Source organism: Streptomyces sp. NPDC045846 (assembly GCF_056431605.1).
In genome coordinates, this window is the sequence record NZ_JBWKKJ010000016.1 from 62,783 (window position 1) to 88,890 (window position 26,108).

Annotated in this window: 23 protein-coding genes; 10 read left to right on the plus strand and 13 right to left on the minus strand. The window is 68.1% G+C overall.

The annotated features are described in order from the left end of the window. Positions 1-162: 162 nt before the first annotated feature. The 3 genes from AC07F3_RS34740 to AC07F3_RS34750 form a co-directional block, all read right to left on the minus strand. Positions 163-1,890, minus strand: coding sequence for a thiamine pyrophosphate-dependent enzyme (locus AC07F3_RS34740; protein ID WP_479118611.1), 1,728 nt, complete (start codon positions 1,888-1,890; stop codon positions 163-165). A gap of 143 nt (positions 1,891-2,033) precedes the next feature. Further along, the gene (locus AC07F3_RS34745) at positions 2,034-3,620 is read right to left on the minus strand and encodes an FMN-binding glutamate synthase family protein (RefSeq protein ID WP_479118613.1); all 1,587 of its coding nucleotides are present in this window, start codon (positions 3,618-3,620) and stop codon (positions 2,034-2,036) included. A gap of 75 nt (positions 3,621-3,695) precedes the next feature. Continuing rightward, positions 3,696-4,130 carry a PP2C family protein-serine/threonine phosphatase gene (locus AC07F3_RS34750; protein WP_479118724.1) on the minus strand — a complete coding sequence of 145 codons (435 nt, stop codon included), beginning with the start codon at positions 4,128-4,130 and terminating at the stop codon, positions 3,696-3,698. 595 nt (positions 4,131-4,725) lie between these two features. Between AC07F3_RS34750 and AC07F3_RS34755 the strand changes: the two genes are divergently transcribed. Next, the gene (locus tag AC07F3_RS34755; protein ID WP_479118614.1) at positions 4,726-4,932 is read left to right on the plus strand and encodes a hypothetical protein; all 207 of its coding nucleotides are present in this window, start codon (positions 4,726-4,728) and stop codon (positions 4,930-4,932) included. 564 nt (positions 4,933-5,496) lie between these two features. Here the strand turns inward: AC07F3_RS34755 and AC07F3_RS34760 are convergent. Together AC07F3_RS34760 and AC07F3_RS34765 are read right to left on the minus strand one after the other, a co-directional pair. Next, a complete protein-coding gene (locus AC07F3_RS34760) occupies positions 5,497-6,210 on the minus strand; it encodes a hypothetical protein (protein WP_479118616.1) in 714 nt (237 codons plus the stop codon). A 287-nt stretch (positions 6,211-6,497) separates the two neighbouring features. Continuing rightward, positions 6,498-6,911, minus strand: a complete 414-nt coding sequence (locus AC07F3_RS34765; RefSeq protein ID WP_479118618.1) for a hypothetical protein — start codon at positions 6,909-6,911, stop codon at positions 6,498-6,500. A gap of 1,033 nt (positions 6,912-7,944) precedes the next feature. Here AC07F3_RS34765 and AC07F3_RS34770 point away from each other — a divergent pair. Beyond that, a complete protein-coding gene (locus AC07F3_RS34770; protein ID WP_479118620.1) occupies positions 7,945-8,190 on the plus strand; it encodes a hypothetical protein in 246 nt (81 codons plus the stop codon). A 50-nt stretch (positions 8,191-8,240) separates the two neighbouring features. Here the strand turns inward: AC07F3_RS34770 and AC07F3_RS34775 are convergent, their stop codons facing one another. Next, positions 8,241-9,620, minus strand: coding sequence for a M12 family metallo-peptidase (locus AC07F3_RS34775; protein ID WP_479118622.1), 1,380 nt, complete (start codon positions 9,618-9,620; stop codon positions 8,241-8,243). A gap of 479 nt (positions 9,621-10,099) precedes the next feature. On the opposite strand from AC07F3_RS34775, the gene AC07F3_RS34780 reads away from it, so the two are divergent. Continuing rightward, positions 10,100-10,222, plus strand: coding sequence for a hypothetical protein (locus AC07F3_RS34780; RefSeq protein WP_479118623.1), 123 nt, complete (start codon positions 10,100-10,102; stop codon positions 10,220-10,222). Between the two features lie 1,108 nt (positions 10,223-11,330). On the opposite strand, the gene AC07F3_RS34785 is transcribed toward AC07F3_RS34780, so the two are convergent. Both AC07F3_RS34785 and AC07F3_RS34790 read right to left on the minus strand, forming a co-directional pair. Then, positions 11,331-11,657, minus strand: a complete 327-nt coding sequence (locus AC07F3_RS34785) for a hypothetical protein (protein ID WP_479118624.1) — start codon at positions 11,655-11,657, stop codon at positions 11,331-11,333. Positions 11,658-12,824: 1,167 nt separating this feature from the next. Then, entirely contained in the window at positions 12,825-13,436 is a 612-nt protein-coding gene (locus AC07F3_RS34790; RefSeq protein WP_479118625.1) for a TetR-like C-terminal domain-containing protein, read from the minus strand. Between the two features lie 113 nt (positions 13,437-13,549). Here AC07F3_RS34790 and AC07F3_RS34795 point away from each other — a divergent pair, with 113 nt between their 5' ends. Both AC07F3_RS34795 and AC07F3_RS34800 read left to right on the plus strand, forming a co-directional pair. Beyond that, positions 13,550-14,752 (plus strand): alpha/beta hydrolase family protein, encoded by a 1,203-nt coding sequence (locus AC07F3_RS34795; protein WP_479118627.1) that lies wholly within the window; start codon positions 13,550-13,552, stop codon positions 14,750-14,752. A 33-nt stretch (positions 14,753-14,785) separates the two neighbouring features. Further along, positions 14,786-15,544: a TMEM175 family protein gene (locus AC07F3_RS34800; protein WP_479118628.1), complete on the plus strand. Its 759-nt coding sequence runs from the start codon at positions 14,786-14,788 to the stop codon at positions 15,542-15,544. A 179-nt stretch (positions 15,545-15,723) separates the two neighbouring features. Here the strand turns inward: AC07F3_RS34800 and AC07F3_RS34805 are convergent, their stop codons facing one another. After that, on the minus strand, positions 15,724-15,933 hold the full coding sequence (locus tag AC07F3_RS34805) for a hypothetical protein (RefSeq protein WP_479118630.1): 210 nt from the start codon (positions 15,931-15,933) through the stop codon (positions 15,724-15,726). A gap of 361 nt (positions 15,934-16,294) precedes the next feature. Between AC07F3_RS34805 and AC07F3_RS34810 the strand changes: the two genes are divergently transcribed. Beyond that, positions 16,295-16,903, plus strand: a complete 609-nt coding sequence (locus AC07F3_RS34810) for a dihydrofolate reductase family protein (protein WP_479118632.1) — start codon at positions 16,295-16,297, stop codon at positions 16,901-16,903. Positions 16,904-17,080: 177 nt separating this feature from the next. Here the strand turns inward: AC07F3_RS34810 and AC07F3_RS34815 are convergent, their stop codons facing one another. Together AC07F3_RS34815 and AC07F3_RS34820 are read right to left on the minus strand one after the other, a co-directional pair. Continuing rightward, the gene (locus AC07F3_RS34815; protein WP_479118634.1) at positions 17,081-18,118 is read right to left on the minus strand and encodes a terpene synthase family protein; all 1,038 of its coding nucleotides are present in this window, start codon (positions 18,116-18,118) and stop codon (positions 17,081-17,083) included. 291 nt (positions 18,119-18,409) lie between these two features. Next, positions 18,410-19,030, minus strand: coding sequence for a hypothetical protein (locus AC07F3_RS34820; protein WP_479118636.1), 621 nt, complete (start codon positions 19,028-19,030; stop codon positions 18,410-18,412). 471 nt (positions 19,031-19,501) lie between these two features. Between AC07F3_RS34820 and AC07F3_RS34825 the strand changes: the two genes are divergently transcribed. From AC07F3_RS34825 to AC07F3_RS34840, 4 genes are all read left to right on the plus strand, one after another. Further along, positions 19,502-19,858: a toxin-antitoxin system YwqK family antitoxin gene (locus AC07F3_RS34825; RefSeq protein ID WP_479118637.1), complete on the plus strand. Its 357-nt coding sequence runs from the start codon at positions 19,502-19,504 to the stop codon at positions 19,856-19,858. Between the two features lie 343 nt (positions 19,859-20,201). Further along, positions 20,202-20,369 (plus strand): hypothetical protein, encoded by a 168-nt coding sequence (locus AC07F3_RS34830; RefSeq protein ID WP_479118726.1) that lies wholly within the window; start codon positions 20,202-20,204, stop codon positions 20,367-20,369. Positions 20,370-20,853: 484 nt separating this feature from the next. Further along, a complete protein-coding gene (locus AC07F3_RS34835; RefSeq protein ID WP_479118639.1) occupies positions 20,854-21,576 on the plus strand; it encodes a toxin-antitoxin system YwqK family antitoxin in 723 nt (240 codons plus the stop codon). A 795-nt stretch (positions 21,577-22,371) separates the two neighbouring features. Then, positions 22,372-23,340, plus strand: a complete 969-nt coding sequence (locus tag AC07F3_RS34840; RefSeq protein WP_479118640.1) for an alpha/beta hydrolase — start codon at positions 22,372-22,374, stop codon at positions 23,338-23,340. Between the two features lie 209 nt (positions 23,341-23,549). Here the strand turns inward: AC07F3_RS34840 and AC07F3_RS34845 are convergent, their stop codons facing one another. Together AC07F3_RS34845 and AC07F3_RS34850 are read right to left on the minus strand one after the other, a co-directional pair. Further along, positions 23,550-24,761, minus strand: a complete 1,212-nt coding sequence (locus AC07F3_RS34845; RefSeq protein ID WP_479118641.1) for a Fic family protein — start codon at positions 24,759-24,761, stop codon at positions 23,550-23,552. A gap of 942 nt (positions 24,762-25,703) precedes the next feature. Next, positions 25,704-26,054, minus strand: coding sequence for a hypothetical protein (locus AC07F3_RS34850; protein WP_479118643.1), 351 nt, complete (start codon positions 26,052-26,054; stop codon positions 25,704-25,706). Positions 26,055-26,108: the final 54 nt, after the last annotated feature.

Here is a 26,108-nt window from a genome sequence, read left to right on the forward strand (position 1 = left end):
CCCGACCTTGGGCAAGTCGGTCATGCCAGCCCCCTGCTACCGGGGCGCGAGACTCCTCCTGCCGACGGCAAGCCCCGGCCCCACACCGCAGCGTCCACCCCCAGCCAGATCCAAGCAACCTATGACCCACGCTCCCCAATGGGGAGGTTCACGGACGGTCTCTCAACTCCCCGTACTGCGCAGGTTCTCGCGCACCTTGGCGATGGCGAAGCCCCAGCCCTGCTGGACGGTGGGCTTGGCGGGCACGGCGATCTCGTCGGGATTGGTGAGCACGTCGAGAAGGACCGGTCCGGGTTCGGCGAAGGTGCGCTCGACTGCCTCGGCCAGGTCCTCGGCGCGCTCCACACGGATGCCCTTGATGCCGAGCGCCTGCGCGACCGCGGCGAAGTCCGGGTTGTCCAGGACGGTGCCGAACTCGGGGAGGCCCGCCTGCTCCTGTTCGAGCTTCACCATGCCCAGGCGCCGGTTGTCGAAGACGACGAGCTTGATGGGCAGTCGTTCGGTGCGGATCGTCATCAGGTCGCCGAGCAGCATCGACAGGCCGCCGTCCCCGCAGAACGCGATGGTCTGGCGGTCGCGGTCCAGGAACTGTGCGCCGATGGCCTGCGGCATCGCGTTGGCCATGGAGCCGAGGTTGTACGAGCCGATCAACCGGCGGCTGCCGCGCATCTCGACGAAGCGGGAGAGCCAGACGGTGGCCATGCCGGTGTCGGAGGTGAACACGGCGTCGGCGGCGGCCGCGGCATCCACCGCGGCGGCGAGCGCCTCGGGGCGTACGAGGTGGTCGCGGTTGTCGAACGCGGAGCGGACCTTGCCGATCAGGCCCTTGTCGTGGCCGGGCGCGGCGAGCCGGCGCTGTCCGTCCTGCCAGTGCGTGAACTTCTCGCGTGCGGAGTCGAGGTGCTTGCGGTCCGCGCGGGCGGCGACGCGCTCCAGGAGTCCCCGCACCGTGGGGCCGACATCGGCGGCGAGCGCCACGTCGACGGGCACGCGCCGCCCGATGTGCTCGGCGACCCGGTCGACCTGGACGACCTTCTTGCCCTCGGGGTACCAATCCCGGTACGGGAAGTCGGTGCCGAGCAGGACCAGGGTGTCCGCGTGGTCCATGGCATGGGCGGCGGCCGGATTGCCGATCAGGCCGGTCTGGCCGACCTGGAACGGGTTGTCGCCCTCGAAGCCTTCCTTGGCCTTGAGAGTGAGGACCATGGGCGCGGCGAGCCGGTCGGCGAGGGCGAGGACGTCGTCGCGCGAGGTACGGGATCCGCGTCCGACGAGGAGGGTGACGTTTCCGCCTTCGTCGATGAGACGGGCGGCCTCGTCGAGGGCGGGGTCGTCGGGCCGGTTCTCGGAATGGGCGACGGAGAGCCGCAGCGGCCGGTCGGTGGGCAGCTCCTGGTCGCCGATGTCGCCGGGGATGGTCAGGACGGCGACGCCCCGGCGCCCGATGGCGGTGCGCACGGCGACTTCGAGGAGGGCGGGGAGCTGCTCGGGCGAGGTGACGGTGGCGCGGAAGACGGCGACGTCCTTGAACAGGAGGTCGTTGTCGACCTCCTGGAAGTAGTCGGTGCCGACCTCCGAGCGCGGAACCTGGCCGGCGATGGCGAGGACGGGCGTGCCGCTCTTCGCCGCGTCGTACAGGCCGTTGAGCAGGTGGACGGAGCCGGGTCCGACGGTGCCCATGCAGACGCCGAGGGTGTCGGTCAGCTGCGACTGGGCTCCGGCCGCGAACGCTGCGGCCTCCTCGTGGCGACAGCCCACCCAGGACAGGGACTCGGAGGTCCTGATGGCGTCGGTGAGCGGGTTGAGCGCGTCACCCACGACTCCGAAGACCTGCCGGACCCCGAGTTCTTCGAGGGCATCGACGAAGAGGTGGGCGACGGTGCGGGACATGGATGGTGTCCTTTCTGTGGAGCTGGCCCGCGGGATATGGCCTGCGGGCAGGGGTTGGTCGGGGTGTCGGGTGTACACATCCGGTGCGCCCGCCATGGATCGTCCAAACGGAATGGGGGCCAGTGGGACGGATGGCCGTGTGGTCAGCCGGTGAAGCTGTCGGGGTCGGCGGCCTTCCAGTCGGCGGCCCATCTCGCGGGCGGGTCGAGGGTCAGCTCGCCGGGCTTCAGCCATTCGTAGAGCTCCGCGTAGGAACGGAAATCGTCGCTGTCAGTGGCGCGGCGGCGCAGCAGGTGGGGGCCGAGATCCCCGGGGTGGGAAACGCCCATCGCAGCCATGATCTGCAGGGCGCTGGAGACGGTCGCCTCCTGGAAGCGCCGTACCCGTTCGGACTTGTCCGCGACGTCGAGGGCTCGGGCCCGTCGCGAGTCCTGCGTGGTGACGCCGGTGGGACAGCGGTTGGTGTGGCAGCGCTGGGCCTGGATGCAGCCGACGGCGAACATCATGGCGCGGGCCGCATTGGTCCAGTCGGCGCCCATGGCGAGGCGTTTGACCATGTCGGCGCCCGTGGCCACCTTGCCGCTCGCGCCGATCCGGATCCGGTCGCGGAGCCCGGCGCCGACCAGGGCGTTGTGGACGGTGATCAGCCCCTCCGTGAGCGGCATGCCCAGGTGGTCCGCGAACTCCAGCGGGGCCGCGCCGGTACCGCCCTCGGCGCCGTCGACCACAATGAAGTCGGGGGTGATGTCCTCGGCGATCATCGCCTTGCACACGGCGAGGAACTGCACGCGGGAGCCGGGGCAGAGTTTGAAGCCGACCGGCTTTCCGTCCGCGAGTTCACGCATCCGGGCCAGGAAGCGCACCATCTCGCGCGGCGTGGAGAACACCCGGTGGTACGGCGGTGAGACAACCGTCTTCCCCTCCGGAACGCCGCGGACCTGGGCGATCTCGCTATTGACCTTGCCGCCGGGCAGCACCCCGCCGATGCCGGGTTTCGCACCCTGGGAGAGCTTGAGGGAGACACACTTGACGGCCGGGTGGGCGGCCTTCTCGCGGAACATTTCCGGGTCGAAGTCGCCGTCCTTCGTACGGCAGCCGAAGTAGCCGGTGCCGATCTCCCAGATGATGTCGCCGCCGGGACGCAGGTGGTACTCGGACAGGCCACCCTCACCGGTGTCGTGCGCGAAGCCTCCCCGTGCGGCGCCCGTGTTGAGCGCCAGGACAGCGTTGCCGGAGAGCGAGCCGAAGCTCATCGCGGAGACGTTGAGCAGCGCCATGTCGTACGGGCGGGTGCAGTCGGGGCCGCCGACCCGCACGCGGGGAGCCTGCTTCGGCATGTCGACCGGGCGCATCGAGGGCACCAGGAATTCGTACCCGCGGCCGTACATGTCGCGCTCGCTGCCGAAGGGTTCCTCGGCGTCGACGCCCTTGGCCCGCTCATAGACGATGCTGCGGGTGTCGCGGTCGTAGGGGCGGCCGTCGTAATTGCGCTCCACGAAGTACTGCTGGAGTTCGGGCCGGATCGCTTCCAGGAGGAATCGGGCGTGTCCGAGGACCGGATAGTTACGCAGGACGGAGTGGCGCCGCTGGAGGAGGTCGTAGCAGCCCAGCAGGGCGACGACCAGCAGCGGAGCGCCCGCGAACCACCACCACGGAGAGACTGCGAACGCCGAGGTCACCGCTGCGGCGGCACACACAATGAGGAAGGCCACGGACCCAAATCGCACCATGGATAACCGGATATCCGGGATCGCGCCATTCATGTACGGCAGCGGTACGACACAAGGACGCCGTGTGCTCCCGCGTTACCCCCGTGGAGGTTCCGCGGCCTGCGCACATGCAGTCGCGGTGGCGGTCAGGACGAGGATGGCCTGATCGTCGTCGATTACGGGGCCGCTGGTGAAAGCGTGTACGGCCCGGGTGATCGTGTCGACCACGTGTTGCACCGTAAGGTGGCCGGGGGCGTCGGCCCCCGCGTCCGTCAGGCGCGGGTCCCCGAACAGTTCGCCTTCGTGGCGTGCTTCGGTGATCCCATCGGTACAGAGCACCAGGCTCTCGTGGGGGCGCAGGCGCAGGCGGTGCGGGGTGAGCTGAGGGTCGGCAACGGCACCGAGCAGGAGCCCGGGCACGTCGAGGGGGTGCACGGCATGCCGGCTGTCCAGGCGCCGCGACAGCGTGTAGCCGGCTCGTACCAGCTCGATGGCCAGGCCAGTGGGGGTGGTCGTGGATATCCATTCGATCGGCGTCGGACTTCGCCCAGTACCGTGGAACGCTCGCGCCGCCCCGGCGTTCGTGAACTCTGAAGCCGCAGATACACAGGTCTTACAGCGAAGCCGCCACCTCGTCCTGGACCGGGATCGTCAGATGGCGGGAGGACCATGCGGCTCCCAGTGCTCAGCCGCTCAATCCCCGGCCACGGACCCTGACATCCAGCAGTTGGACGATGCTCTCGGCTTCCGCATTCCCCAGGGCTCTCGAAACCTGGCTGCGGATAGACAACGGGAGCACCGCGAGGGACGGAACAGCGCCCCTTCCGGGAGGAAGCCGACTCCTCCCCGACCCGGCCTCCAAGATCTTCCCTGGTGGCGAGGTGTTTCTCGACTGTCAGAGAGCAGTATCTACACGCCGGGCCCAACCACAGCAGCCCTAACAGGAGTTGAGGTCCAGCTTCTCACCTTGTTCCTACCTCGTTGCTCACGTTCGGTGATGCTGGCCTGGCGTCCGGGGCCGGTGTGCGAGATCTCGCGACCACGGGGTCGTGTCGTAAGACGACCAGGATCGTTGGCGTTCACGAACGTCCCCGTGTTGAGCGAGAGGTGAACTCCTATGCGTCGAATGAGCATTGCCCTGACCACGGCGGTCGTGGCCATCAGCCTGGCCGCTCCGATGGCGAGCGCTGCCCCCGTCTCCCGTCCTGCACCGCCGTACTCCTATTCGGACTGCCTGGCTGCCACCAAGCAGAAGGGCGAGTCCCCCGCCCACAGCAGGTGGCATTGCGACCAGTTGGTGAAGAAGGGCTGGGTCAAGCCGCCGAAGCGCTGATCACCCCGCATGGCTTCCGGCACATCTCGGTCTCGGGGGAAGCACCGGTTCTGATCAGCTGAGGCCGCTCAATCCACTGGCGGTCGGAGAGCGAGTCAACGCTGGCTCCTGCACGGTACTGTGTGGCGCCGACCGCGACCACGCCCGCCATCTGCTGACCTCCGCCCGGCCAGCCTCCCTGCGGACGAGCGAAGGCTCGACGTTCCTTCTGCACACCCGCCCGCTCCTGCCCGGCGAACACAACTGCCACGACCTCAAGCTTCCGGACTGATCCGAGCCCACACCGCGATGAAGCGTCGAACGCCGCGGAACTGCCGGCCCGCGTCTCCGCTGACGCGTCGCAGGGAGGAGCCGCCCACCCCCGTGCGTGGGTGTGGGCGGCTCTGTCATGCGCGGGTTAGCGCTTCACCTTCACGGTCAGGCCGCGCCCCATTAGGGTTCTTTGTGGTTTCGGACCGTGACCCCGGCCAGCAGCCCGGCCGGTCACCCGACCGGTGCCGCGCACTGTGCGAAGAGCTGTACCCGCGTCCTTGAGCGGAGCCCTACCGCGGCCAGCGAGGCCACTCAGCGAACGGCAGGAGCGGGGACGGAGAATCGGATCCCGTAGCGCTTTTCCATGGTGGCGATCCGGTCGGGCAGGCTGGTGCGGATCTGCGCCAGCTCGTCCTTGTGCTCGGCGACGAACTGCTCCCGCGCCTTCGCGCGCAGTGGTTCCCGCGCCGCCTCGACCGGCTTCATGCACGCCGCGTAGATCGCTCCGAGCCTGCGCTCCTCCGCCTTCATGGCATCGCGGTCGTCGATCTCCTGGATCTTCTTGTCGACCCCGTTGAAGAAATCGTTCTCGTCCTTCGCCTGCACGCCTTTGCCCGCCAGACAGCCCGAGAAGGTCTTGCGTGCTGACACGACGGTGTCCTGCGTCTCGAGTGGGGCGAGCCCGCTCAGCCAGCGGGAGAACAACGGACCGTAGACGGACTGGAGTTCGGCGGCCGCCGTATCGCCCTTCTGACCGCAACTTTGCACCAGCGCGTTGTCCGGCGCCGCACCACCAGCGGAGGAGAGCTGCTGGCCGGGGACCGTGGCGGAGACGAAGCCGTTGTGCGCGATGGTCTCCAGGTCCGGAATCTCGAACAGCCGCACGAACATGGCCGGAGGGGCATCCGGCAGCGGCGCGTGCGCCGACGTGAAGCAGGCTCGTACGGTCTGCGACCGGATCAGGCTGGTGAAGCCTTCGAGGCCTTGGGTGAGCCGGGTGTCCGCGCCGCCAGCGGGCAGCACCATGGGCGTGACGTCCTGCGGCAGGCCGTACGAAACGGGCGAGGCGGGATCGACGGCGTGTGCGGAGGCGTCAGGGCGGGTGGGAGCACTAGCCGTTGGCGTCGAGCAGCCAGACAAGAGGGGCAGGAGCGTGCCGACGAGCACCGCTCCCAGAGCAGCGAGGGAGCGGGGGCGGCGGGGGTGCCGGGCGGGGCGGGGCATGTCCGCCTACCTCCGATGACGAGGGTGGACCGGAATCGCAGGCCGTGCCTGCCGGACACGGTTCTCCGCCAGGCAGGCACAGCGCGAGATCAGTGAACGATGGTGACCTGGTCGCCGGGGGTTCGGCTGATCACGGAGAACTGGGTGCCCGGGGCCAGGTCCGTGACCAGAGCGAAGTAGGAGTTGTTGATGTCGTGGTAGCCGTTGTCCATCTGGACATAGCCCTTGGACCCGACCAACCAGCCCGCCGAACTCGACTTGCGGTACACACCCATGTACCCGGAGAACTTGGAGTCGGGGGCATTGGCGGCTTGCGACCAAGACACGTTGAGGTCGTGGCAAGGCGAGTCGGCCTTGACCGCGACCATGGCACCGTTCGTCGTCGTGCCCGGGCTCCTCAGCCAGGTCGAGACGCACCCGGAGGCGGAAGCGGTGGGCGCCAGAGCGACCAGGGAGGCGGCAGTTATGCCGGCGACGGCCAGCGCGGAAAGCGACTTCTTCACAAGAAACCCGATCTATACGAGTACAGCAGGGCCCGGTCACACTGACGGGCCGAACGCTGCGCACAATATCAACACAAGTCCCTGACCTGCACATTCGCGTGATCGCGCTCCCCTGCCTCGGCCAGCCTGGGCGGGGCCCGCGGTGTCGAACAAGAGCGTGTCCCTGTGACAGCTTGGCCAGTTGGCCGGATGTGTCCGTCCGGTTCGGGATCACTGACTCGATGTGGGACCGGAGCAGGCACAAGTCCCTGTGGTCTGCGGGGTCATAGACCCTATGCCGGGCAGCGAGCAGAGCGGCGGAGAGCGCACCCAGCTCGCAGAGCTGGTGCCATTCCAGACTGCGGCGGGCCAGCCGTGACGTCTCTCCAGGCCGAGCACCAGCCCGCCCTGGTCCAGGCCCACCTCGGACACCAGCCGCTGGAACCTGGCCCGTTGACTCCGCTCTGGAGGCGGAGTCTTGCCTGGAACGCACCGGCCGCTCCCTTGTTGAACTGGTCGCCTCATCCCGCGTATGCGCACGCCGTCAGGCCCTCGCGGGCAGTCGGCTGCGAGGGCCTGACGCGTTCCCGAACCCTCACCCGCAAGGCATCCTGCAGGTCGAAGAGAGTGGTCCGGTCCCGCACCGACGGCATCGCGGCCGACCACATCCAAAACTGCAGGACCGTGCGGGGCTGCGGGCAGCCGGTGGGTAAGCCAGGGCGACAATCGTCAGCCGGCACGCGGCGAGGGCGCGTGTCCCTGTGAGCGGCTCGGCGCTGTCCAGCCCCTGAAGTACCGGTGCACTCACCACGCTGATCTCGCCCACGTGCCGCTGGCCGCTGCCAGTACGGCGGCCCCGGAGACCACCGCGTACAAGGCCACAGGGCACGGCCTGCGTGCCCGTCCAACGCGTTCCTCGTCTACGAAAAGGAGATGTACATCGGCGGCAGTGACGCGGCAATCTGGGTGTCCAAGGCCCACGGGTCGCGTGCGATCAAGCTGACGGCAAGACCGGTGAGAACCTCGGTCCGTCGTCGCCAAGGACACGGCGTTCGTGAACATCAAGCGGTCCCCCAACTCGTGTTCGGGCGTACACAGTCCCAGCAGGGACTGGGAATACCTCTGGTTCAACCCCGGCAAGCACGAGGCCCCTCCCGGATTCGTGGACCGCTACCCGAGCCTGAACGGCTATACGGGAACCCGCCACTACGCCAACGACAAGAACTCGGTCAACTACCGGCGGACCCTCAACCTCAGCGACCGGGCCGGCTGCATCCTCTTCGACGTCACCATCGCCTGAGAAGCGCCCCCTCATACATCCCGGCCGGCGCGGGGAGGGCCGGCCTAGCATCAGGACGGCAGGAACACACCGCGCAGGGTGTGGGGTCGGTCCATGGTGAAGTTGACCTCGGGGTGAGGGGCGTACTGGACTCCGTCGTAGATCCAGGCGGCGAGGCGGAATCCGGGCTGCGGCCGGGCAGTGACACTGACCGTGGTGCCAGGCCTGTAGGGCCCGTAGACAGCGGGTCGCACGGTGCCGCCGTCGGTGGCGGTCAGGCTGAGGGCGTAGCGGGTTTTGGCGACGGCCGGAGCGCGGTATCCGGCCACGATGGGTGCGGACAGGCGAGCGAGAGCGGCGTTGTCGTTGTTCTGGTCACCGAGGGGCTGGCCATTGACAGTGTTCTCGGTGTTCGAGTACTGGTTGACCGTGGCACAGCTGGTGGGGCACGAGGTGGCGTAGGCCATGAGGGTGTGGAAGTTGCCGCGCGGGGTGATCCAGCCGGTCCCCGAGTGCCTGTTCAGGAGGTCGGTCCAGACATGGCGGGGGGCCTGGGAGTCCAGGGTGGCGCGGTCGTGGAACATCCCCAAGTTGTGGCCGATTTCGTGACCGAGGTTGTACCAGCCGGTCAGTGACCTGAAGTCGACCACGGAGAAGGCATCACGGGCGTTGAAGGCTCCCCGCATGGGCAGGTCTCCCTGACCCGAGGACTCTCCGGGGTCGACGCTGTTGACGACGGTGACCAGGTCGGCTCCGTACCGCTGGCGCAGGGCGGCGGCGGTGGACCCGAGTTGGTGGTCCTGGGGGTTGTTCAGCTTGCTGAGAAGGGCTGACGAGGTGTTGTCCCCCTGGTAGCCCGTGTCGTAGGTGCCGATGATGTCGATGCTGGCGGGAATGCCGCTGTTGGCGAAGGCCTCGTTCATTTTCCGCTCGGCCCAGTCGATGGTGTTGATGACCTGCTGCTCACCGCCCGCCTCGGCCACAGCCCCACGTGTGTAACCGGCGATGACGTCGATGACGACCGGATCGGCGGGCGTGTCCCGGGGGCGGCTTTCGAGGCCCCTGCGCAGCGCCGACTTGGACGCGCCGGGCTCGGCGAAGTCGTCGTCGGGCTTCGGCTGCGGACGTCGGCTCGGATCCTCCTCGGTCGCGTGCAGGCGCGAGCTGTGGCCAGGGAGGGTCTCCAGACGGTAGACGCGAGCTCCGAGGTCGCCGATGACCTCCACGGCGGGAACGGCTTCCGTGTGGGAATGACCGGCGCCACACACACCCCGCAGAGAGGCGATGACGCTGGTGTCGGGCCGGCCCTTGACGTGCCCGCTCCAGGTAAGGGTTCCGTTGTTCTCCTCAGCCCCGTCTTCCACAGCAGTGATGTGCACGTCGTCGAAGAACACGAAGGTGTGCTCGTGCGGCGCCCCGAACGGGGCTCGGGTGCACAGGTCGGTGAACATGTCGGCTTGCCAGCGAAGCGTGCGCTCACGGAGCACTTCCCCGCCGGACCTGACCGGAGAGGAATGGCGATGCGTTGAGGCTGCCGCCGAAACACTGGATGCCGCGGCCATCGGAAGCGGGATGAGGACAGCCATGCCGATGGCAAGCAGGCGGGAAAGCCGGGGATGACCAGGAGAGTTCATGAGGCTAAGAAGTAGGCTGCGGAAGAGCTGGCACGGGTGCGACATGCCTGTGACGGCGCTCGATTCACGCTCTTGGCAGGGCTCAGCAGCCGTTCGGCTTCGAAAGGCGGCCCAATTGAGGTCCCGTCCGGCACGGCACGAGCCTTCCGGTTCTGTCGGCATCCCGTCCTGAGTCCGTCGGCGACTGAACACCCCCTGCAGACGCCCATCCGTTCGAGGGATAACGCTCCCAGGGGGCAGTCTGCGGGCTCAACGGGCCAGGCGACGTGTCGGACTTGAGAAAGGCGGAGCACGACATGGACGACGAGTACGATCCTGTCGTCGCCTCCTACGCGCGCGCTGAGGCGCTCGCAGGCGGCGCGTTCATCCCGATCCTGCCCGCCGCGGTCTCTCTCGCGGGCATCTCGCGGGCGTTGTGATGCCGCTGCTCATCACTGCGGACGCATGGCGGGAATTCGTGGCGGGCGACAGCGAAGGCGGGCCAGGGCGCCTGCACACGGGGATGTCCGCTGTCGCCCAGGCCATCGGGCAGACGCTTCCCAACGAGAGTGCCGCATGGTGCCTGCGCGAGACCTGCCCCGCGGACAGGCGCCCACGGGCGACGACCGCCTCCTGGCCCTCACCGAAACGCACCACCGGCGAACCGATCATGACCCTGCTCCTCCCCCGCGAATGGTGGACACACCGCGGCCAGGTGTAGGGCCCGGCGCCGAGCGGGTCCAGGAGTTCGGGCGCCACCTCGCGGACCAGGGCGAGCACGCCGTCCTCGATCTTTTCGGCCTCCTCCAATTGGGGCCTGGATCCGCAGGGCAGTGGAACGCCTGGCCCGTACGGTCACGCGCTCGATGCCCTGGGTGTGGCGGAGACAGGACGGGGCAGGAGAGCATCATGGCTGACTTTGTGCAGTTGGTGCGGCAGTCGATGCGTCGTCGCAGGTTGAGTGTGGATGCTCTTGCTCAGGCGACTGGAATCCGTACACCCCGGATTCGGGTCTTCGTGCAGGACGGGGTGCACGGACCGGTTGCTCCCACCCGGCAAGAACTCGCGGAACTCGCAGGTGCCTTGGCTTTGCCGTTGTCTGCTGTTGTGGAAGCGGCTGAAGCGGGCCCCGCCCGCGCTGGCTCCGCGAGCGGGGCCCGCGTCTGACAGCCCATCCGGCTAACCCGGTCACGGTCGTTGTCGCCGTGTTACTGCCCGTTGCCCTGCTGGGTTTGGTACTCGCACTGGGCCACCTCGAGCGATACCTCTTCGGCCCGCGGCCTCGGCACCGGAAAACAGGCCGTCACGCCCACCGCTGAACCCTCAGCGGCAATGGGGCGCCTGCCGCCCTTTTCCGCTACTGCCGCATCAGGCAATGTTCGCCCTGTTCACGACCTCCGGGAGGCATGTGTCGGTGGCGTGCTCGTTCCGCCAGACATCCGATGCGGTTGATCTGCCAAGCAGCCTCCGCGACGTCGGGTGCCTTGAGGGCGGCCGTGAGTAGCCCCGGCAGAGGTGTTGCACGGTTACTGCCGGGGCGGCCTGGAGTCAACTGAAGGTGACGGAGCGGAACTTCAGGCGGTCGCCCAAAATCTTGCCCGGGTTCATGACATAGAAGGTGTCGCCTGTGCAGTCGAAGTCGAGGAACACCGTCGCGGTAGAGGTGGTGAGGTTCTCCGGCGCGAAGGCCGGGTCCTTCTCGGTGGCCCCGAAGACGTTGATGCACTTCTTGCTCTCCGGGTCGGCCAACCCGGCCGGAATCCCCGGGCCGACCTTGTAGAGGAAATCGCCGACGGCCGCGTTGGCGGATGTAGGCAGAGTAACGACGAGCGCCAGGGCGCCGAGGGCAGCCGCGACGGAATGGCGAAGACGCATGCGGAAATTCCTTTACCGCGCAGGGGACGTGTCGCGCCCAGTGTCGCGAGACCAGTGCGAAAAACGTCGGTGCGTCAGATGTAAACCACCCGTAGGTAGGGCGCACGGCCGTACTGCTACCGACCATGTGAGGGGCTCCTGCCACTGTTGGAGGCGGCCCATGCCCCGCAGACCCCGCCCCGTGCTCTGTTCACAGCTGCCCCGACCTGCCCCCGAGGCTGTTGTGTCGGGGCAACGGTCCGTCGGGAGGTAAGCCACTGCCCAGCGCGCTCCGGCCCTTGGCCGTCGTACGGTGAGGCCGTGACCTTGGGGCAGGCACTGCGTTGGACAGGGCGACACGTAGAACTGTGGCTCCCCCCGGCTGGCGGTTCGTGTTCACCGGCCCTGACGCCTTTCTCCCATGGGCGCCAGGGCCCCGGCGCATCCAAGGCCGCGCCCAGACGCAGGAGCTCCCTGGCCAGGAGCACGCCGCACGGCTCGATGTATCGCTGGCAAACCGGACGAACCACCGTGCCCGGATGAGCGGCCCAGCAGCTCGCACTGCTCACCGAACTCGGCATCTACTGGGCCGAGGCTACGGTCGGCGTGGGCTGATGACCCGGGCCCCGCACGGCCGTTGAAGCGGACGGTAGTGAAGTAGTGCACGAAGGGCGTCCCGGGATCGCGGTCAGGTCGCGGGACTTCGTGCTATTCACACCGGACGTGCTCCACCCGCGCGGCGGGCAACGATTGCCTCCCTACCGGTCATTGATCACGGTGCGCCCCGCTCCAGATGGCGCGCTGCGGCTCCCCGGGGCCCACGCACAGCAGGACCCCGGGAGCCGCCAGCCTTCAGGCGCCCGCTCCAGCCCAACTTGCGGACCACTGGGCCAGGTCGGCACCGGGTCCAGCCGCCGCGCAGCACACGCGCCTCCTCGCCCTGCCTGCCCCCCCCTGACGTCATCCGGTCCGATCGCCCAACCGCGTGGGGACGGCGAAGCTGTGGCCGAAATTGGCGAAGGTGAGCGTGCCGGGAGTGGTGACGGGAGTGGCAATGCCGCCCGAGGAAGGTGACGACGGCGGCGACGGCCATCGCGTCAGGCTTGGCGAGCAGCCGCGTGGCCGCATTGGCCAGCCGGCAGGCGCGGCTCCATGGAGTTGCGCGCAGCGTCAGGGGAGCCCTGCCTCTCAGGCGAGGATCGCGGCAAGGATCTTGTCGGTCAGCCGTTCCAGGTAGTCGGGCGCGGTGGGCCCGTGCACGACCGCGAGGCGCCAATAGAGGGGGCCGGCGAGAAGGTCCAGGGCGAGGTCGCGGTCGACGTCGGCCGACAGCTCGCCGCGCTCGATCGCTCGTTCCAGGAGGCTGACTGCTCTGGCCCGGCGGGGATCACGTACCGCGGAGAACAGGGCCTGGGCCAGTTCGGGGTTGCGGCTGCCCTCGGCGAGCAGGTCAGGGATGATCTTGGCTGGGAGCCGGTGGCTCAGTGCCGCGGCGGCGTCGGTGACGAACGCGGCGATGTCCCCGCGCAGGGATCCGGTGTCGCCGATTTCGATAGTGCTCGACGCGACCTGTGTGACCAGGGCGAGAGTCATGGCCAGTTTGGACGGCCAGCGCCGGTAGATGGCGGCCTTGCCTGCCCCGGCGCGCTTGGCGACCGCCTCCAGGGAGAGCCTGGCATAGCCGACCTGGGCCAGTTCCTCGAAGAAGGCGGCCGCGATCGCCTCGGTCACGGAGTCCTGGAGGACCGGTCCCCCGGGGAGCCTGCGTCCAGGGGTGTGCGGTGGGGGCGCGCTCGACATGCCATCACGCTATCACGAGACGGAACGGTTGCGTCTCGCCTCGGCGGGCGCTAACGTCTGCCACACAGTCGAGACGGACCCGTTCCGTCTCACCGAGACACCGGGAGTGCACCATGAAGTTCCTCTTCGAAGACGAGTCGTTCTCCTTCGAGGCGCTGCGGGCCGCCGGCTTCGCCAACTACGGCGGCGCCGACCTCGGCGAGGTCCTGTCCACCGCCCGCAACATCAGCGAGGGCAACGAGGAAGACTGGCTGCGCGAGTGGAAGGCCACCGCAGAGCGCGTCCACGCCATCGGCAACAGCGCCCTGACGGCCGGGCACCGGGTCAGCGCCCGCGAAGCTCTGCTGCGCGCTTCCAGCTACTACCGCACCGCCGAGTTCTACCGCCGCGACGACCCCGCCAACGACCCCGAGGTCAAGCGCCTCTCCACGCTCTCCCGCGAGACCTTCGCCGCCGCCGCGGCTCTGATGGACACCCCCGTCGAAGCCGTCCGCATCCCCTACGAGGACACCAGCCTGCCCGGCTACCTCTTCCTCGTCGACGACTCCGGCACCCCTCGCCCCACCGTCATCTTCACCAGCGGCTTCGACTCCACCCTGGAAGAGGCCTACTTCGTCGTCGGCGCGGCCGCGCTGCGCCGCGGCTACAACGTGCTCGCCTACGACGGCCCCGGCCAGGGCGCGGCACTGCGCGAGCAGCACCTGCACTTCCGCCCGGACTGGGAAGCCGTGGTCACCCCCGTCATCGATTACGCGCTCACCCGCCCCGAGATCGCCCCCCACCGGCTCGCTCTGCTCGGTTACAGCCTCGGCGGCTACCTGGTCGCCCGCGCCGCTGCCCACGACCACCGCCCGGCCGCCCTGATCCTCGACGACGGCCTCTACAGCTACGGCGAAGCCCACACCCGCTTCATGCCGCCGTTCCTGTGGGACTGGATCCAGTCCGGCCGCGACGACCTCGCCAACCCCGTCATGAGCCTGCTCATGCAGAGCGGCACCCAGCTCCGCTGGGCCCTGCGCAACGGCGTCTGGGCCTTCGGTGCCACCTCCGCCGCCGACTACGTCCGCCGCACCGCCGACTACACCCTCGACGGAGCCGCCCACCTCATCGACTGCCCCACCCTCATCCTGGACGCCGAGAACGACCAGTTCTTCCGCGGCCAGCCCCAGCAGGTCCAGGCCGCCCTGACCTGCCCCCACACCCTGATCACCCTCCCCGAGGCCGAAGGCGCGGGCGAGCACTGCCACATGGGAGCCATGGCCCGCTTCAACCAGATCACCTTCGACTGGCTCGACACCACTCTCCCCACCACCTGACCGACGGCGCCGACCACGAGGTACGGATACGACATGGACCCCTCACCACCACCGGGACAGACGCCGGAGCGCCTCGGATTCTTCACCGACGCCGTGTTCGCCATCGCCATGACCCTGCTCGTCATCGAGATCCCCCGCCCCCAGGGAAAGGACTTCGACACCACCGACGGCAGATCCAAGTCCCAGGCCGCCACCCATCTCTGGCACTTCCTCACCCACGAGGCCGGCTCCTTCTACTCCTACCTGCTGGCCTTCCTGGTCCTGTGGATCGTCTGGCGCCAGCACCACACCATGCTCGACCGGATCAGCCGCGTTCCCGGCCCGATGATGATGCTCCACTTCCCCCTGCTGCTGCTCACCGGCTTCCTGCCATTCGCCACCACGATCATGGGCCACTACCCGAACAACCCGCTGGCCGCACTGCTCTTCGGCCTGACCGTCTTCCTCCTCATGCTCTGCCGCTCGGGCATCCAGACCCAGGCCGGGCGCCACGGCGTCCTCTCCTCCCCCGCCCAGGAGCCGGCCCAACGCCAGGAAATCGCCATCTCCTGGCTGGTCACCGCCTACTGGGCCCTGACCCTCCTCCTCGCCTGGTGGACCCCCTGGGTCCAAATCCTCTGGTCCCTCTCCGGCGCCATAGCCCAAGCGGTCACCTCCCTCCTGCGACGCCGCGGCGGAACCCGGCCCCACCCCACCACCCCTTCCCACCACACAGCTCCCCACCAGGCAAACCTGATCAACCGGCCTTCCACGACCGGCAGTGCCCATCAAGGTGACCAAGTCCACGCGTGACCGTTGAGCGGGGCGGTCAAGACATGAAGAGGGTCCCGGGATCTCCCAGTCAGATCCCGGGATCCGCGCCTACCCAGGGACGCTGGTGAACTTCCGCAAGGACCCGGGCCCTCGTCAGGAGTTGAGATCCATCACCGGAACACCAAGCCCCGCGTAGGCCTCGGGGCCGACCATGGCGATCAACGCTCCGTCGGGGCGTCCCATGGTGGGGCGGGCCGCGTGGACGGCTGCCGCCACTCCATAGGGATCTGGCGGCGGTGGAGGGCGGCGATGGCGTGGGCGGCCTCGAAGTCCACGTCCAGCGTGTGCAGGGTGTCCAGGATGCCGAGGGGGTCGATGACGCCTGTGCGTTCTCTCTCGGCTCCAGCGCGCTGATGACCGGGCCCCACAGGCGGACCGGGGGGTCGCCGCTGGCGATGTGGATCAGGCCGGACACCTGTTTGTTCCCGCCTACCGACCGGAATACCTTCAGGCGGGTGTGGAGCGCCGCCCCCGTGGTCGCGCTTCAGTTTGGCCCCTGAGCGTTGTACTTGGCCCGGCTGAGCGTGACGGTTGGCCCGGGCCGTTCGCGGGCGGGGCTTAGCTGGGGCTTTGACGGATCATCCAGGCTCCCGAGCCTCCGAAGCAGTGCGGCTCCGCCGGCTTGATCAGCTGCGGCGTCACGGGTTTTCTGGCTGCTTCACGGCACGGCCGATGAGTTTATGGTTTCGGACCGGTCCAAGTTCGTGACATCCAGGAAAGGACACCGCCATGCCGGAGCTTCTCGTCGACTTCATCACCTCCCTCGACGGCTACGCATCGGGAGAGGGGTGGCCCGGGTTCTGGGGCCTGGAGGGCCCGGAGTACCTCGCATGGCTCGGCGAGCAGCCCGAGGCCACCTATCTAATGGGAGCCAACACCTACCGCCTGATGTCGGGCTTCGCCGCAGGCAAGGTTCCCGATGGCCAAGACGAGTTCAGGCCCGAAGAAGAGGCGTCCGTCGACGAGCTCACGCAAGCGTCCAAGGTCGTGTTCTCCTCCTCCCTCGAGGGGCCACTGACGTGGGCCAACTCCACGCTGGTCCGCAGCGACGCAGTCGAGGCGGTCCGCGCCATGAAATCGTCAAGTAGCTCGGGGCTCCTCAGCACGATCGGCAGCCTCAGCCTGTGCCGGTCCCTGCTACGAGCCGGACTCGTCGACCGCTTCCGGGTCGTGATGTTCCCGGTGATCACCGGGGCCACCGGCGAAGAACGCATCTACGACGGCTATCCGGACGTTGCCCTCGAGATGATCGATCACCGCACCTTCGACGGCCGCACCCAATTGGTCGAGTACAGGCCCCGCGTGCTGGAGCACCCGCCGCTCGGCCTCCCTGCCTGACGTCGCCCCGTCCGCCGGTCCGGGCGGCCGCGGAGCAAGACCTCATAGGGAGAGAACGGCCAACGTCCGTCGTGGCACCGCATCACCGTCCCACACAGAGTCGATCCTCTGGCGTATCACCTCGGCACAGAATGATCATTGACGACGGCGCGGTCGGCCCGTCGGACTCCGCGCAGTTCAACCCGAGCGGCCCCGCAACGGCCCGGAAAAGGCGTATACCGCGGATGTGCCCAGGCCGCGGGGCTTACCAGGAGTTCCGGCCGTTGTCTGGCCGAAGCGGCCGGTCAGCTCGTGCCACAAGTACGAACCTGCCAGCGCCTCTTGCAGGGACTCGACGAACTCTTCTGCCTCGGGTGGTACGGCCGCAGGAGCCTCGGCCAGAGTGTTGACCCGGGCGGTCAGCAGATCGTTGACGACAGCAGCCGCGTCAGGCCGATCAAGCCCAAAAACTTTGCGGGCAACCTCCACCCCGTTGTTGGCGACTGTGCCCTCAGCGACCTCCCGGTCGTAGGACACGATGTCGTTGTGCAGGCTGACGGCGTCCACGAACGCGTCAACGGCGGTGCGGAACTCCCTGTTGCGAAGCACGTTCGGACGGAGCTCGCCCATCGCGTGCTCCATGAGCACGGCGGTGAACTGCAGGCCGCCGAAGTCGCGGCGGGCTCCCAGATATTCGATCAGGTCGGTCACAGCATGGTCGACATGTTCGAGCTCCCACAGCACCCCGTCCAGGAAGCGCCGCACGCTGCTGATGAACCGGTCGCGCCACAGCGGGCTCATGGTGGCGGCCGTGCCGGTCCACAGATCGGCGAAGGCCCGCTCCACGGGATTGCCCGGGCTCAGCGGCCGCGGCAATCCATCCAGCGGCAAGAACAGCATCAGCCGTTCCACCTGAGCGGCAGCCGACTCCTGGTCGTGGTCACGCCGATAGAGCGGCAGGAACAGATCGTCAACGAACCACAGAGCCACATGCCAATCGGTAACCAGCTCCAACTCCCGGGCATCGGCGTCCGGATGGGTCAAGGCAATAAACAACGGGAAGTCGGCCTGATCGAACTTCTCCTCGCTCCACCTTTGCGGCCACTCCAAGTACGCCTCATCGAACATGCCCATCTGCCGGGTCCACTGCTTGGCATGTGCGCGGGCCTGGTCTACGTGAGGGTTGAGGCGGGACTCGAACGGCATGTGGAACTGCGGACGTGCAAGGGATCCCATGATCGGTTGCTTCCCCTCCCAAGCCCCGCGATGCCAGGGTTCACCCTCCGGTCATATGGTTTATTTCGCGCCGAGCTGGTGCTAATTCAGCTGGAGGCGGCCTGTGCGCAGTTCGGTGCTGGCCAGCCGGCGGCCCAGAAGGGGGACGTCAACCTCGAACTCTGCGCATGTGGTCCTTGCCCGAACCGATGCTGACCGTGGCCGTGGACATGAGGTTGTCAAGCCGGGTTGGTGACTCGCCGTGGGCGTGATAGCCCAGTTGAGCCGCCCCTTTCCTGGCATCGTTACTGGTCAAGTGTCGTACGAGGTCGGGCTGGCGGGGTTCGGATGGGTGCGCGGGACGATGGCCAGCACCGTCATGCCGTGGCGGAGCGCGAGGATGCCTGTCCGGGGGTCGACCAGCCGCTCCGAGCGTCGGCTCGGGTGCGTCCTGTTGAGGATCTCGAAAGCCGCGATCCGAGGGGCGGGCTCCAGCCGGTCGACCCAGGCCGGGACATCGGGTTCCCACAGGTGGATGGTCCGAGGTCCGCCGTATGTGAGGTCCCTGATCCCGATGGAGAAGGACACTTCTCGAACCAGACGGCGGGCGAGCCGGTCGCGGCGTCCGAGAATCTCCCGCCAACCGTCCCAGTGGGTGGCCGGATCGACGGGCGGGGTGGAGGTCCATTTCTCGCCCCACCGGCCGATCCCAGCGTTCCGTTGGGATCGGAGGTCGGCCAGGACCCGGAACGCGGGCGACTGCGCGTCGTACTGGGTGGCGAGGCGTCGGGCCAGCCGTGCGCCATCGGCGGACAGGTGGCGGCCGAGGACGAAGGGCCCTTCCGGCGGTCGGAAGACGTGACGGATGATCTCCACAAGGACGACGACGATCAGCAGGCCGCCGAACGCTCCCTCCGCCAACTCCCATGTCATGGGCCGCCATTCCTCTCACCGGGCCGCTGGTCCGCAGCGCCTGCCACTCCGCCCGAAGGACGGACGGCCGGCACTGGTCGGTTCCCCCGTGCCTGGTGTCGCGCATTCTCCCCAGACTCCCTCCGGAGGGCTGGAAGGAGCCCTGGAACCCCACCAGACCTATCTCGTACGATGCTTGACCAGGAAGGATGCCAGCAAGGAGCGGCTGACAGCCCTGTGCCATGTGGGTTCTGTCCCTGCACCCCACGGTTATCTGGGTTGTCACGCTTCTGCGGGTCGGCTTCTTGAGCGTCGTTAAGGCAGGCTAGGCACGTAGCTGAGGAAGCGTCACGGTCGTGACCGCTTCCTGAACGCCAGTGCGAAACGCTTCGACCGAAGTGTTTCGCACGCTGCTTGACGGCGCGGACGCCCCCAGGGAGGTGCTGGTCCACGGCCGAGAGAGCGGCCCCGACGCCCGTGACGGAGCAGGCGATGCGAATAGGCGCCGATCAGGTGCAGCTGGACGAGTACGGGCGCACCTGTTATCAAGACGCACTCTTCACCGGCGAGGTCGAGAGACGCGCGGACGGCGGGCAGTTGTTGCTGCTCTTCAGTTACGCCGACGGCGTCGAACACGGGCCCCAGCACGCGTGGTGGCCGGACGGGACCAAGCGGACCGAGGGCGTCACTCTGATGGGCGCCGCCGTGGGTGAGTGGCGGCACTGGCACGCCAGCGGCCAGCTGGCGGAGCTGGTCGTCCTGGACGAGCATGGCCGGATGTTGAGGAGAAGGCGCTGGAACGCCGCCGGTGAGCTCACCATGGACAAGGCGATCCGCCGCCCCGACTGATCTGGCCGCGCCGGGCGAGCCGACCTGAGGCTTCATCGCTCGCCCAGGTCAACCGAGTTACTCGTCCTGGCCCGGCAGGCTGTGGGGCCGACGCCCAGCGGGTGATGCCGCGCCCGTCGTCAGCGGACCAAGACCCGGTGCGGATTGCGGGTGGCGGCGGACTGGTCCCGATCCAGACCAGCCCCCGGGTACGCCTTGCCCGCGCTCCTCACCCCGAAGCTGCCGAGCACGGATCACACGGTGTTGGTGGGCCTCGGTGGGATCGTGCGTGCGGCCCGGCAGCACCCGTGAGATCCACAGGGTCCGGCTCGCCCGGGTCGGTGATGACCTGGAGGTTCACGCCGTGACGGCAGTGCTTTCCCGAGTGGTCGCCGCGGCTGTGGGCGACTCGGTCGCACTCCGCCGGGGTGCCGTCGACCGGCCCGTACTCCGCACGTGCCTGTCCTCGCGCAGGGCCGCGGTGAGCGCGGGCGCCCCGCAGGCCGACAGCGCCGTGGCGGAACGGACGTAGCCATGGGCAGTGCCGACGCTGATCCGGAAGCGCGCCGCGATCTGCGCGAGGGTGAAACACTGGCGCAGGTGCATCAGCGCGACCAGCACACGTCAGGACGAACGGAGCTTGCACCTGCGGTCAACTCTCCCGAAGGACGATCAGCATCGTGACCGCTTCCACGAGCACGTGCGGCAGGTCAAGTGCGGCTGGATACGTGACCAACCGTGCCTTCGTGTTGGAGAGTTGGGCCTCGACACCTCTCTCAACAGCGCCGGGGCTCCGCCCGTTTCGCTCACCGACCCGTCAAAGGGTTGCTGGGTGTCGTCGCTGCTCATGCCGGTCAGTCTCCCTGGGGGCACGGTCGGGTGGCTGGATCAAACCATCGGTTGGTGAAACCCAGCAGGGGCTGCGCTGCGGTTGCCCGGCGGCGGGAACCCGCCGGATCGCTCCGGACGTCGTACAGGTTGGGACAGTTCGTTCGCTTCAAGGGAGGGGTGGATCCATGCTCGGTGGTTGGCCGACCGAAGACCAGTTGAAGAAGATTTTCGCCGCTGTGCTGGAAGAGGCGCTGAGCGGCCAGGGTTTGCGGACCTGCACCGGGCTCGACATGGAAACGGATGACGCGCTGTGGGAGATCGCCAAGTATGGTCCGGGGGCCCCTCCCGAACTCGTCGACGCCGCCCGTGCCGCCTTCGCCGGACAACTGGACGGCAGCAACGCCGCGCGCTGGCATGCAGAGCTCATGCGCAAGTTCGAAGCCCGCGAGGAGCGCGCCGCCGAGCGCGACTCAGGGTCCAGGGCCGCCGAGGCTCGTGGTGGTGCCGAGTCGCTGGCGAAACCGCTCAGGACGACGCCGGCCCGGGTGCGGGGGATAAGCGTCAAAAGCGATCAGACCTACTTGGACGAGAACGGACGCACCTGCTACGAAGGGAAACTCTTCACCGGCGAAGTCGAGGAACACGTGGCCAACGGGCACACCGAGCTGCTCGGCACCTACTTCTTGGGCCTCGAGCACGGGCGGCAGCAGGAGTGGTGGCCGGACGGGACCAAGCGGGCCGAGGGCGTCACCCGGCTGGGCGCCGCCGTGGGTGAGTGGCGGTACTGGCACGCCAACGGCCAGCCGTCGGAGGTGGTCGTTTTCGATGAGAACGGCCGGGAGATGACGAGAAAGCGCTGGAATGCCGCAGGTGAGCTGATCAAGGATCACGTGACGCGCCGGGCCTGATCCTCAAACAGGATCACCGAAGCGCTCGCGCCCCCACCAGGAGGGGCAGGCCTGTGCATCTCTGTGGAAGCTGGCTGCTCCCACATCAATCCACGGCGCCGCGCGCACCCGAACGCCGAAGTCCAGCATCGGGCCGTCCGCCACGGCTGCGCTGGACGAGGCTTGGTGCCCGCACCTGCGTACTGAACCCGCACGAACAGCTGGTCCACGGCGCAGGCATGGCTGTACGCGTAGCTGTCGCTGTCGTCGTACGTCCCCGCACGTTCAGCCACGCGATCAGTGTGGCCGCCCTGCGGCACCAACGAGCAGTACCCGCGCGACAGTTCACGACAAGGCGACCACGCCTGATACGGCACTGGGCACGTCCAGGATCCGCGCAGTGACCTTCTTACTCTTGTCCATGGCGCGCGTGAGTGTCGGGGTTCTGATTCTTCGGCCAAGCCGAGGTGACGGACGCCGAGCCCCGCGGCTGCTCACGCCACGAGACGGCCAAGCGGTGTTCGATTGCAAGGATCCGGATCCGCGTGAGATGGCGTGCGCAGCCCTGCAACAGAAAATGACGCTCCGTCAGATCGGTGCTCGGTCTAATGTTCGCCCGTTCCGACAGCACCCGCCGGGACTCGTCATGCGAACCCGCTGCGGGGTAACGATGGTCGGCACGCGGATTGAGGACCTCATCTGTCCTAGATGGCCCCTACGGTCGTACCGGGTCGCCGATCTGGTGACTCTCAGCAAGGATGACGAAGGTAGCCGCTGCCCCCTGGGCTGCCTGCCGCACGTGCAAGGAGTACGACCATGGGCATCTCAGAGGCCGCCGACCGCGCCGACAGCTTTGTTGCGCACCGGTTCACCGAGCAACTGGTGGACCTTGGAGAGATCCGCATGAACTATGTCGTCGAGGGCGACCCGAGTTCCCCGGCGCTGCTGCTCGTTCCCGCGCAGGGCGAATCCTGGTGGGGTTACGAGGACGCCATCGGGCTGCTCAGTTCCGAGTTCCAGGTGTTCGCGATCGACCTGCGCGGACAGGGCCGTTCCACCTGGACACCGGGCCGCTACAACCTGGGCACCTGGGGCACGGACGTGGAACGCTTCATCGACCTGGTCGTGAAGCGGCCGGTGGTCGTGGCCGGCAACTCCTCCGGCGGCATCATCACCGCCTACCTGGCCGCCTACGGCAAGCCGGGCCTGGTCCGCGGTGCGGTCCTGGAGGACCCGCCGCTGTTCTCCTCCCAGGCCGCCCCGCCGTATGGGCCCGGCGTGATGCAGACCCTCGGGCCGATCTTCGCCCTGTGGGCGAAGTGGCTCGGCCCGCAGTGGTCGATCGGCGACTGGGCCGGGATGGTGAAGGCCGCTCCCAGCGAGCTGCCCGCCTTCCTGCACCCCGGCATCGGCTTCATGATGGGCGACGGCAACCCCGAAGCCGGCGCATCGTCCACCCCGGTGCAGCACCTGAAGGAGTACGACCCCGAATGGGGCCAGGCGTGGGCCGACGACACCGCCAACGCCGGCGTCGACCACGCCACGATGCTCGCCCAGGTCAAGACGCCGGTGCTGCTCACGCACCACTTCCATATGACCGACCCCGACACCGGCCAGCTCATGGGCGCCATGACGGACATCCAGGCCGCTCAGGCCCGCCGCCTGATGGAATCCACCGGCCAGCCCGTGGCCTTCGAGCCGCTCGACGCCCCGCACACCATGCACGAGCCGATGGCACAGCAGTACGTCGACGTCATCACGGAGTGGATCAAGACGCTGCCCTGACCGGCACACCACCGTTGACGCGGTCGGCGGGCTACCGGCTCCACCATGAGCCGGTAGCCCGCACCGAGCAGACGTACGACGCATTGCCGTCTCGGCCGCAATCGAACAGTGGCTGGCCCAAGGTGCCGTCGGAGCTGGTGGACATCTGCTGGCGAAACTCGTGAGACACAGCCAGCGGACAGTCTCATCAGCGACTTTATGTCCAGCCGTTAGGAGTCGAGAGAGACGGTGTTGCGTCGGGTCTCCGCGAGGTGGATGTCGATGTACCGCGTGAGGGTGAGCGCGTCCTGCGGCTCGTCGGCCTGGAAGGTGACGCGCCGCAGCAGGCTGACCCCGTCGAGCGCGATGCCTTCGCGGGCGAGGACGAAGACGAGGGTGAGGAAGGCGGATCGGGCATTGCCGTCGTCGAAGGGGTGGAAGAAGCAGACGTCGAGATAGGCACGTGCGGCCCGGGCCGCGAGGGAAAGGGGCCGCTCGGCGTCCTGCGCGCTTTGAGCCAGGCAGGCGTCGAAGCGGGCTCGGGTGGACGAACTGATTCCGTAGCGTTCCCTGCCGCCCTTGGCGAAGGCCGGCAGGTGGCGGAACGGCGGCGTCGGTGTGCCCAGGACGTGCTGCTGCCAGCGCTGGATCAGCTCGAAATCGAGCAAAGCGCCGCGCGCCGCATCGGCCCGCGGCAGTTCCAGGGCGGCACGCAGGCCCCGTGCGCGGGCCGGATCCAGGGCGCCGTCGAAGGCTCGGATGTCCTCCGCGGCACCGTCGCTCGACGGGGTCACCGGCTCGTCCCGGCCGCCTTCCGCAACCTCCTGCCAGGGCACGCACTCGCGCACCGCGAGCCAGCGCTCGAGGTGGTCCGGCGCGGGCCCGGCGGACCGCGTGCCGTCGTCCGGCCGCAGCGACAGCGCGAGGGACTCCGCGGCATCCTCGACCAGCACCGGGTCGGGACCGGTCCAGCTCTCGAACCGCCCGCCGATCGCCTCCTCGACCAGTTCTCTCGCGAGGTCGGGAACTACGCCCCAGCGGCTCAGGAACCACGTGAGCACTTGATGGCAGTGCCTGTGCCAGCCGCTGCCGCAGCCGGTGCGGTCGGTTACCTGCAGGATCAGGTTTCGGGCAGCTCGCTCCCACAGGATCCGCTGGTCCTCGACCTCGGCCAGGTTCAACAGGTACGCGTCGAACCACCCAGCGAGACTCTCGAGCCACTCACGCCACTCGCACAGAGCCGCGACGACACGGGCGAGTGTCTCCTGCTCGGTGGTGATCGAGTCCTGAGGGCAGCACCAGTTCCCGACCGGTCCCCCGTCGAAGTCCCCTTCGTCGTGCGCCCAGCGCCAGCCCACGGTCCAGCGGCCGTAGTGCTCTACGAGGGCCTGCGACATGGCATCGGCCCAGGGCTTGCCCTCGCCCCAGCTCCAGACACTCATCGCCGGGTCACCGAAGGGAATGTCGGGGCGGCTGGGAACCCTCCGGGCGGGACCGAGCGAGTGCACCACCTGCCGAGCCGACGCGCTGTCGAAGCGATGACGGGCGGGATCCACATCGTCCCATGTCAGAAAAACCGGGGGCCAGCTCCACAATCACCGCGCAAGCCTGCCACGCCACCCCGACTGTCGTGCAAGCGGATTACCGCAGGGTCCGGAGGAATGTGGGGAAGGGCTTCCCCACAACTTTGGCGGTCAAAGCGTCAAATTCACATGCTCAGGTGCCAGCCGAAGTCGTCCCATCCCGGAATCCGCCCCGTGCAGGCCCGTCCCGCGATTTTGGCGACAACGCACGTGCCTTGGGGACCTCCACTGTGCTGCGGCAGAAGTACGGTTTATAGCTAGGTCACGAGTGTCCAGGCCGTCGCCTCGCCGGGGCCGCGGCCGTGCCCGAGATCTCCGCTGCCGGCCGGCTTTCGTTCTGGGGCGGCGAGCAGGACAAGCCACGCCGGTGAAGACTCATGCGTTCTTGGGGGACAGATCGGCCTCTTTCCTCAAAGCGGCCGAGACCGTCGAGCCGGGGACGGCGTAGGTGGAGTGCAGATGTCCGGGGCGGGTGCCTGGCCACCCGGCTGGTGACCGGCGGCCCGTCCCGGGCCTCTACTTCCGCTGTGTGCTCTGGGCGGCCGACTTCTTGTCGCGCACTGGACCGGCCAGCATTCCTGCAGGGCCGTGTGCACCAGCAGAGCATCAATATCGACATGCGGCTTCACAGCTCCAACAGCCGTGAACGGCAGCCCTACAGCACATTTCGCGAACCGCATCGCAGCCTGCGTAGTGGCGCCTCAGCTGCCCGAATACCGTGCAGGCTTCGTCGACCCCCACACCGAGCATCTGCGTAAGCGCCGGGGTGCGTCGGCGTCCGGCAGGCGGGGGCTGAGCCGTTCAGGGCTGCAGGAGGATCGAGTTGATCGGTGTCAGGTCCTCGTCGCGGTAGGTCCACGGCGGCATCTTGTCGCCGCAGTTGGTGCCGTTGTAGCCCTTGCAGGTCTGCACGGTCGCCCCGCCGGTCTGGTTGTTGAAGATGCGGTGCACGCCGAACTCGTTGGTCAAGTTGTACGGCTGGTAGTTGTAGTAGAGGTGCTCCGGAACACCGTTGTTCCAGGACGCGTTCGGGTAGATGCACACGTACCCGGACGGGCATCCCTCGTAGGCGTCGGTGACCTGCGCGTGGGCGACACCAGGTGTGACCAGCGCTGCGGTGGTGACCGCGAGCGCTGCGGTGGTTCTCCTCATCCAGTACATGACTGCTCCTTCCGGTTCCGCGGCCCGGTGCCGCGGAGCACTGCT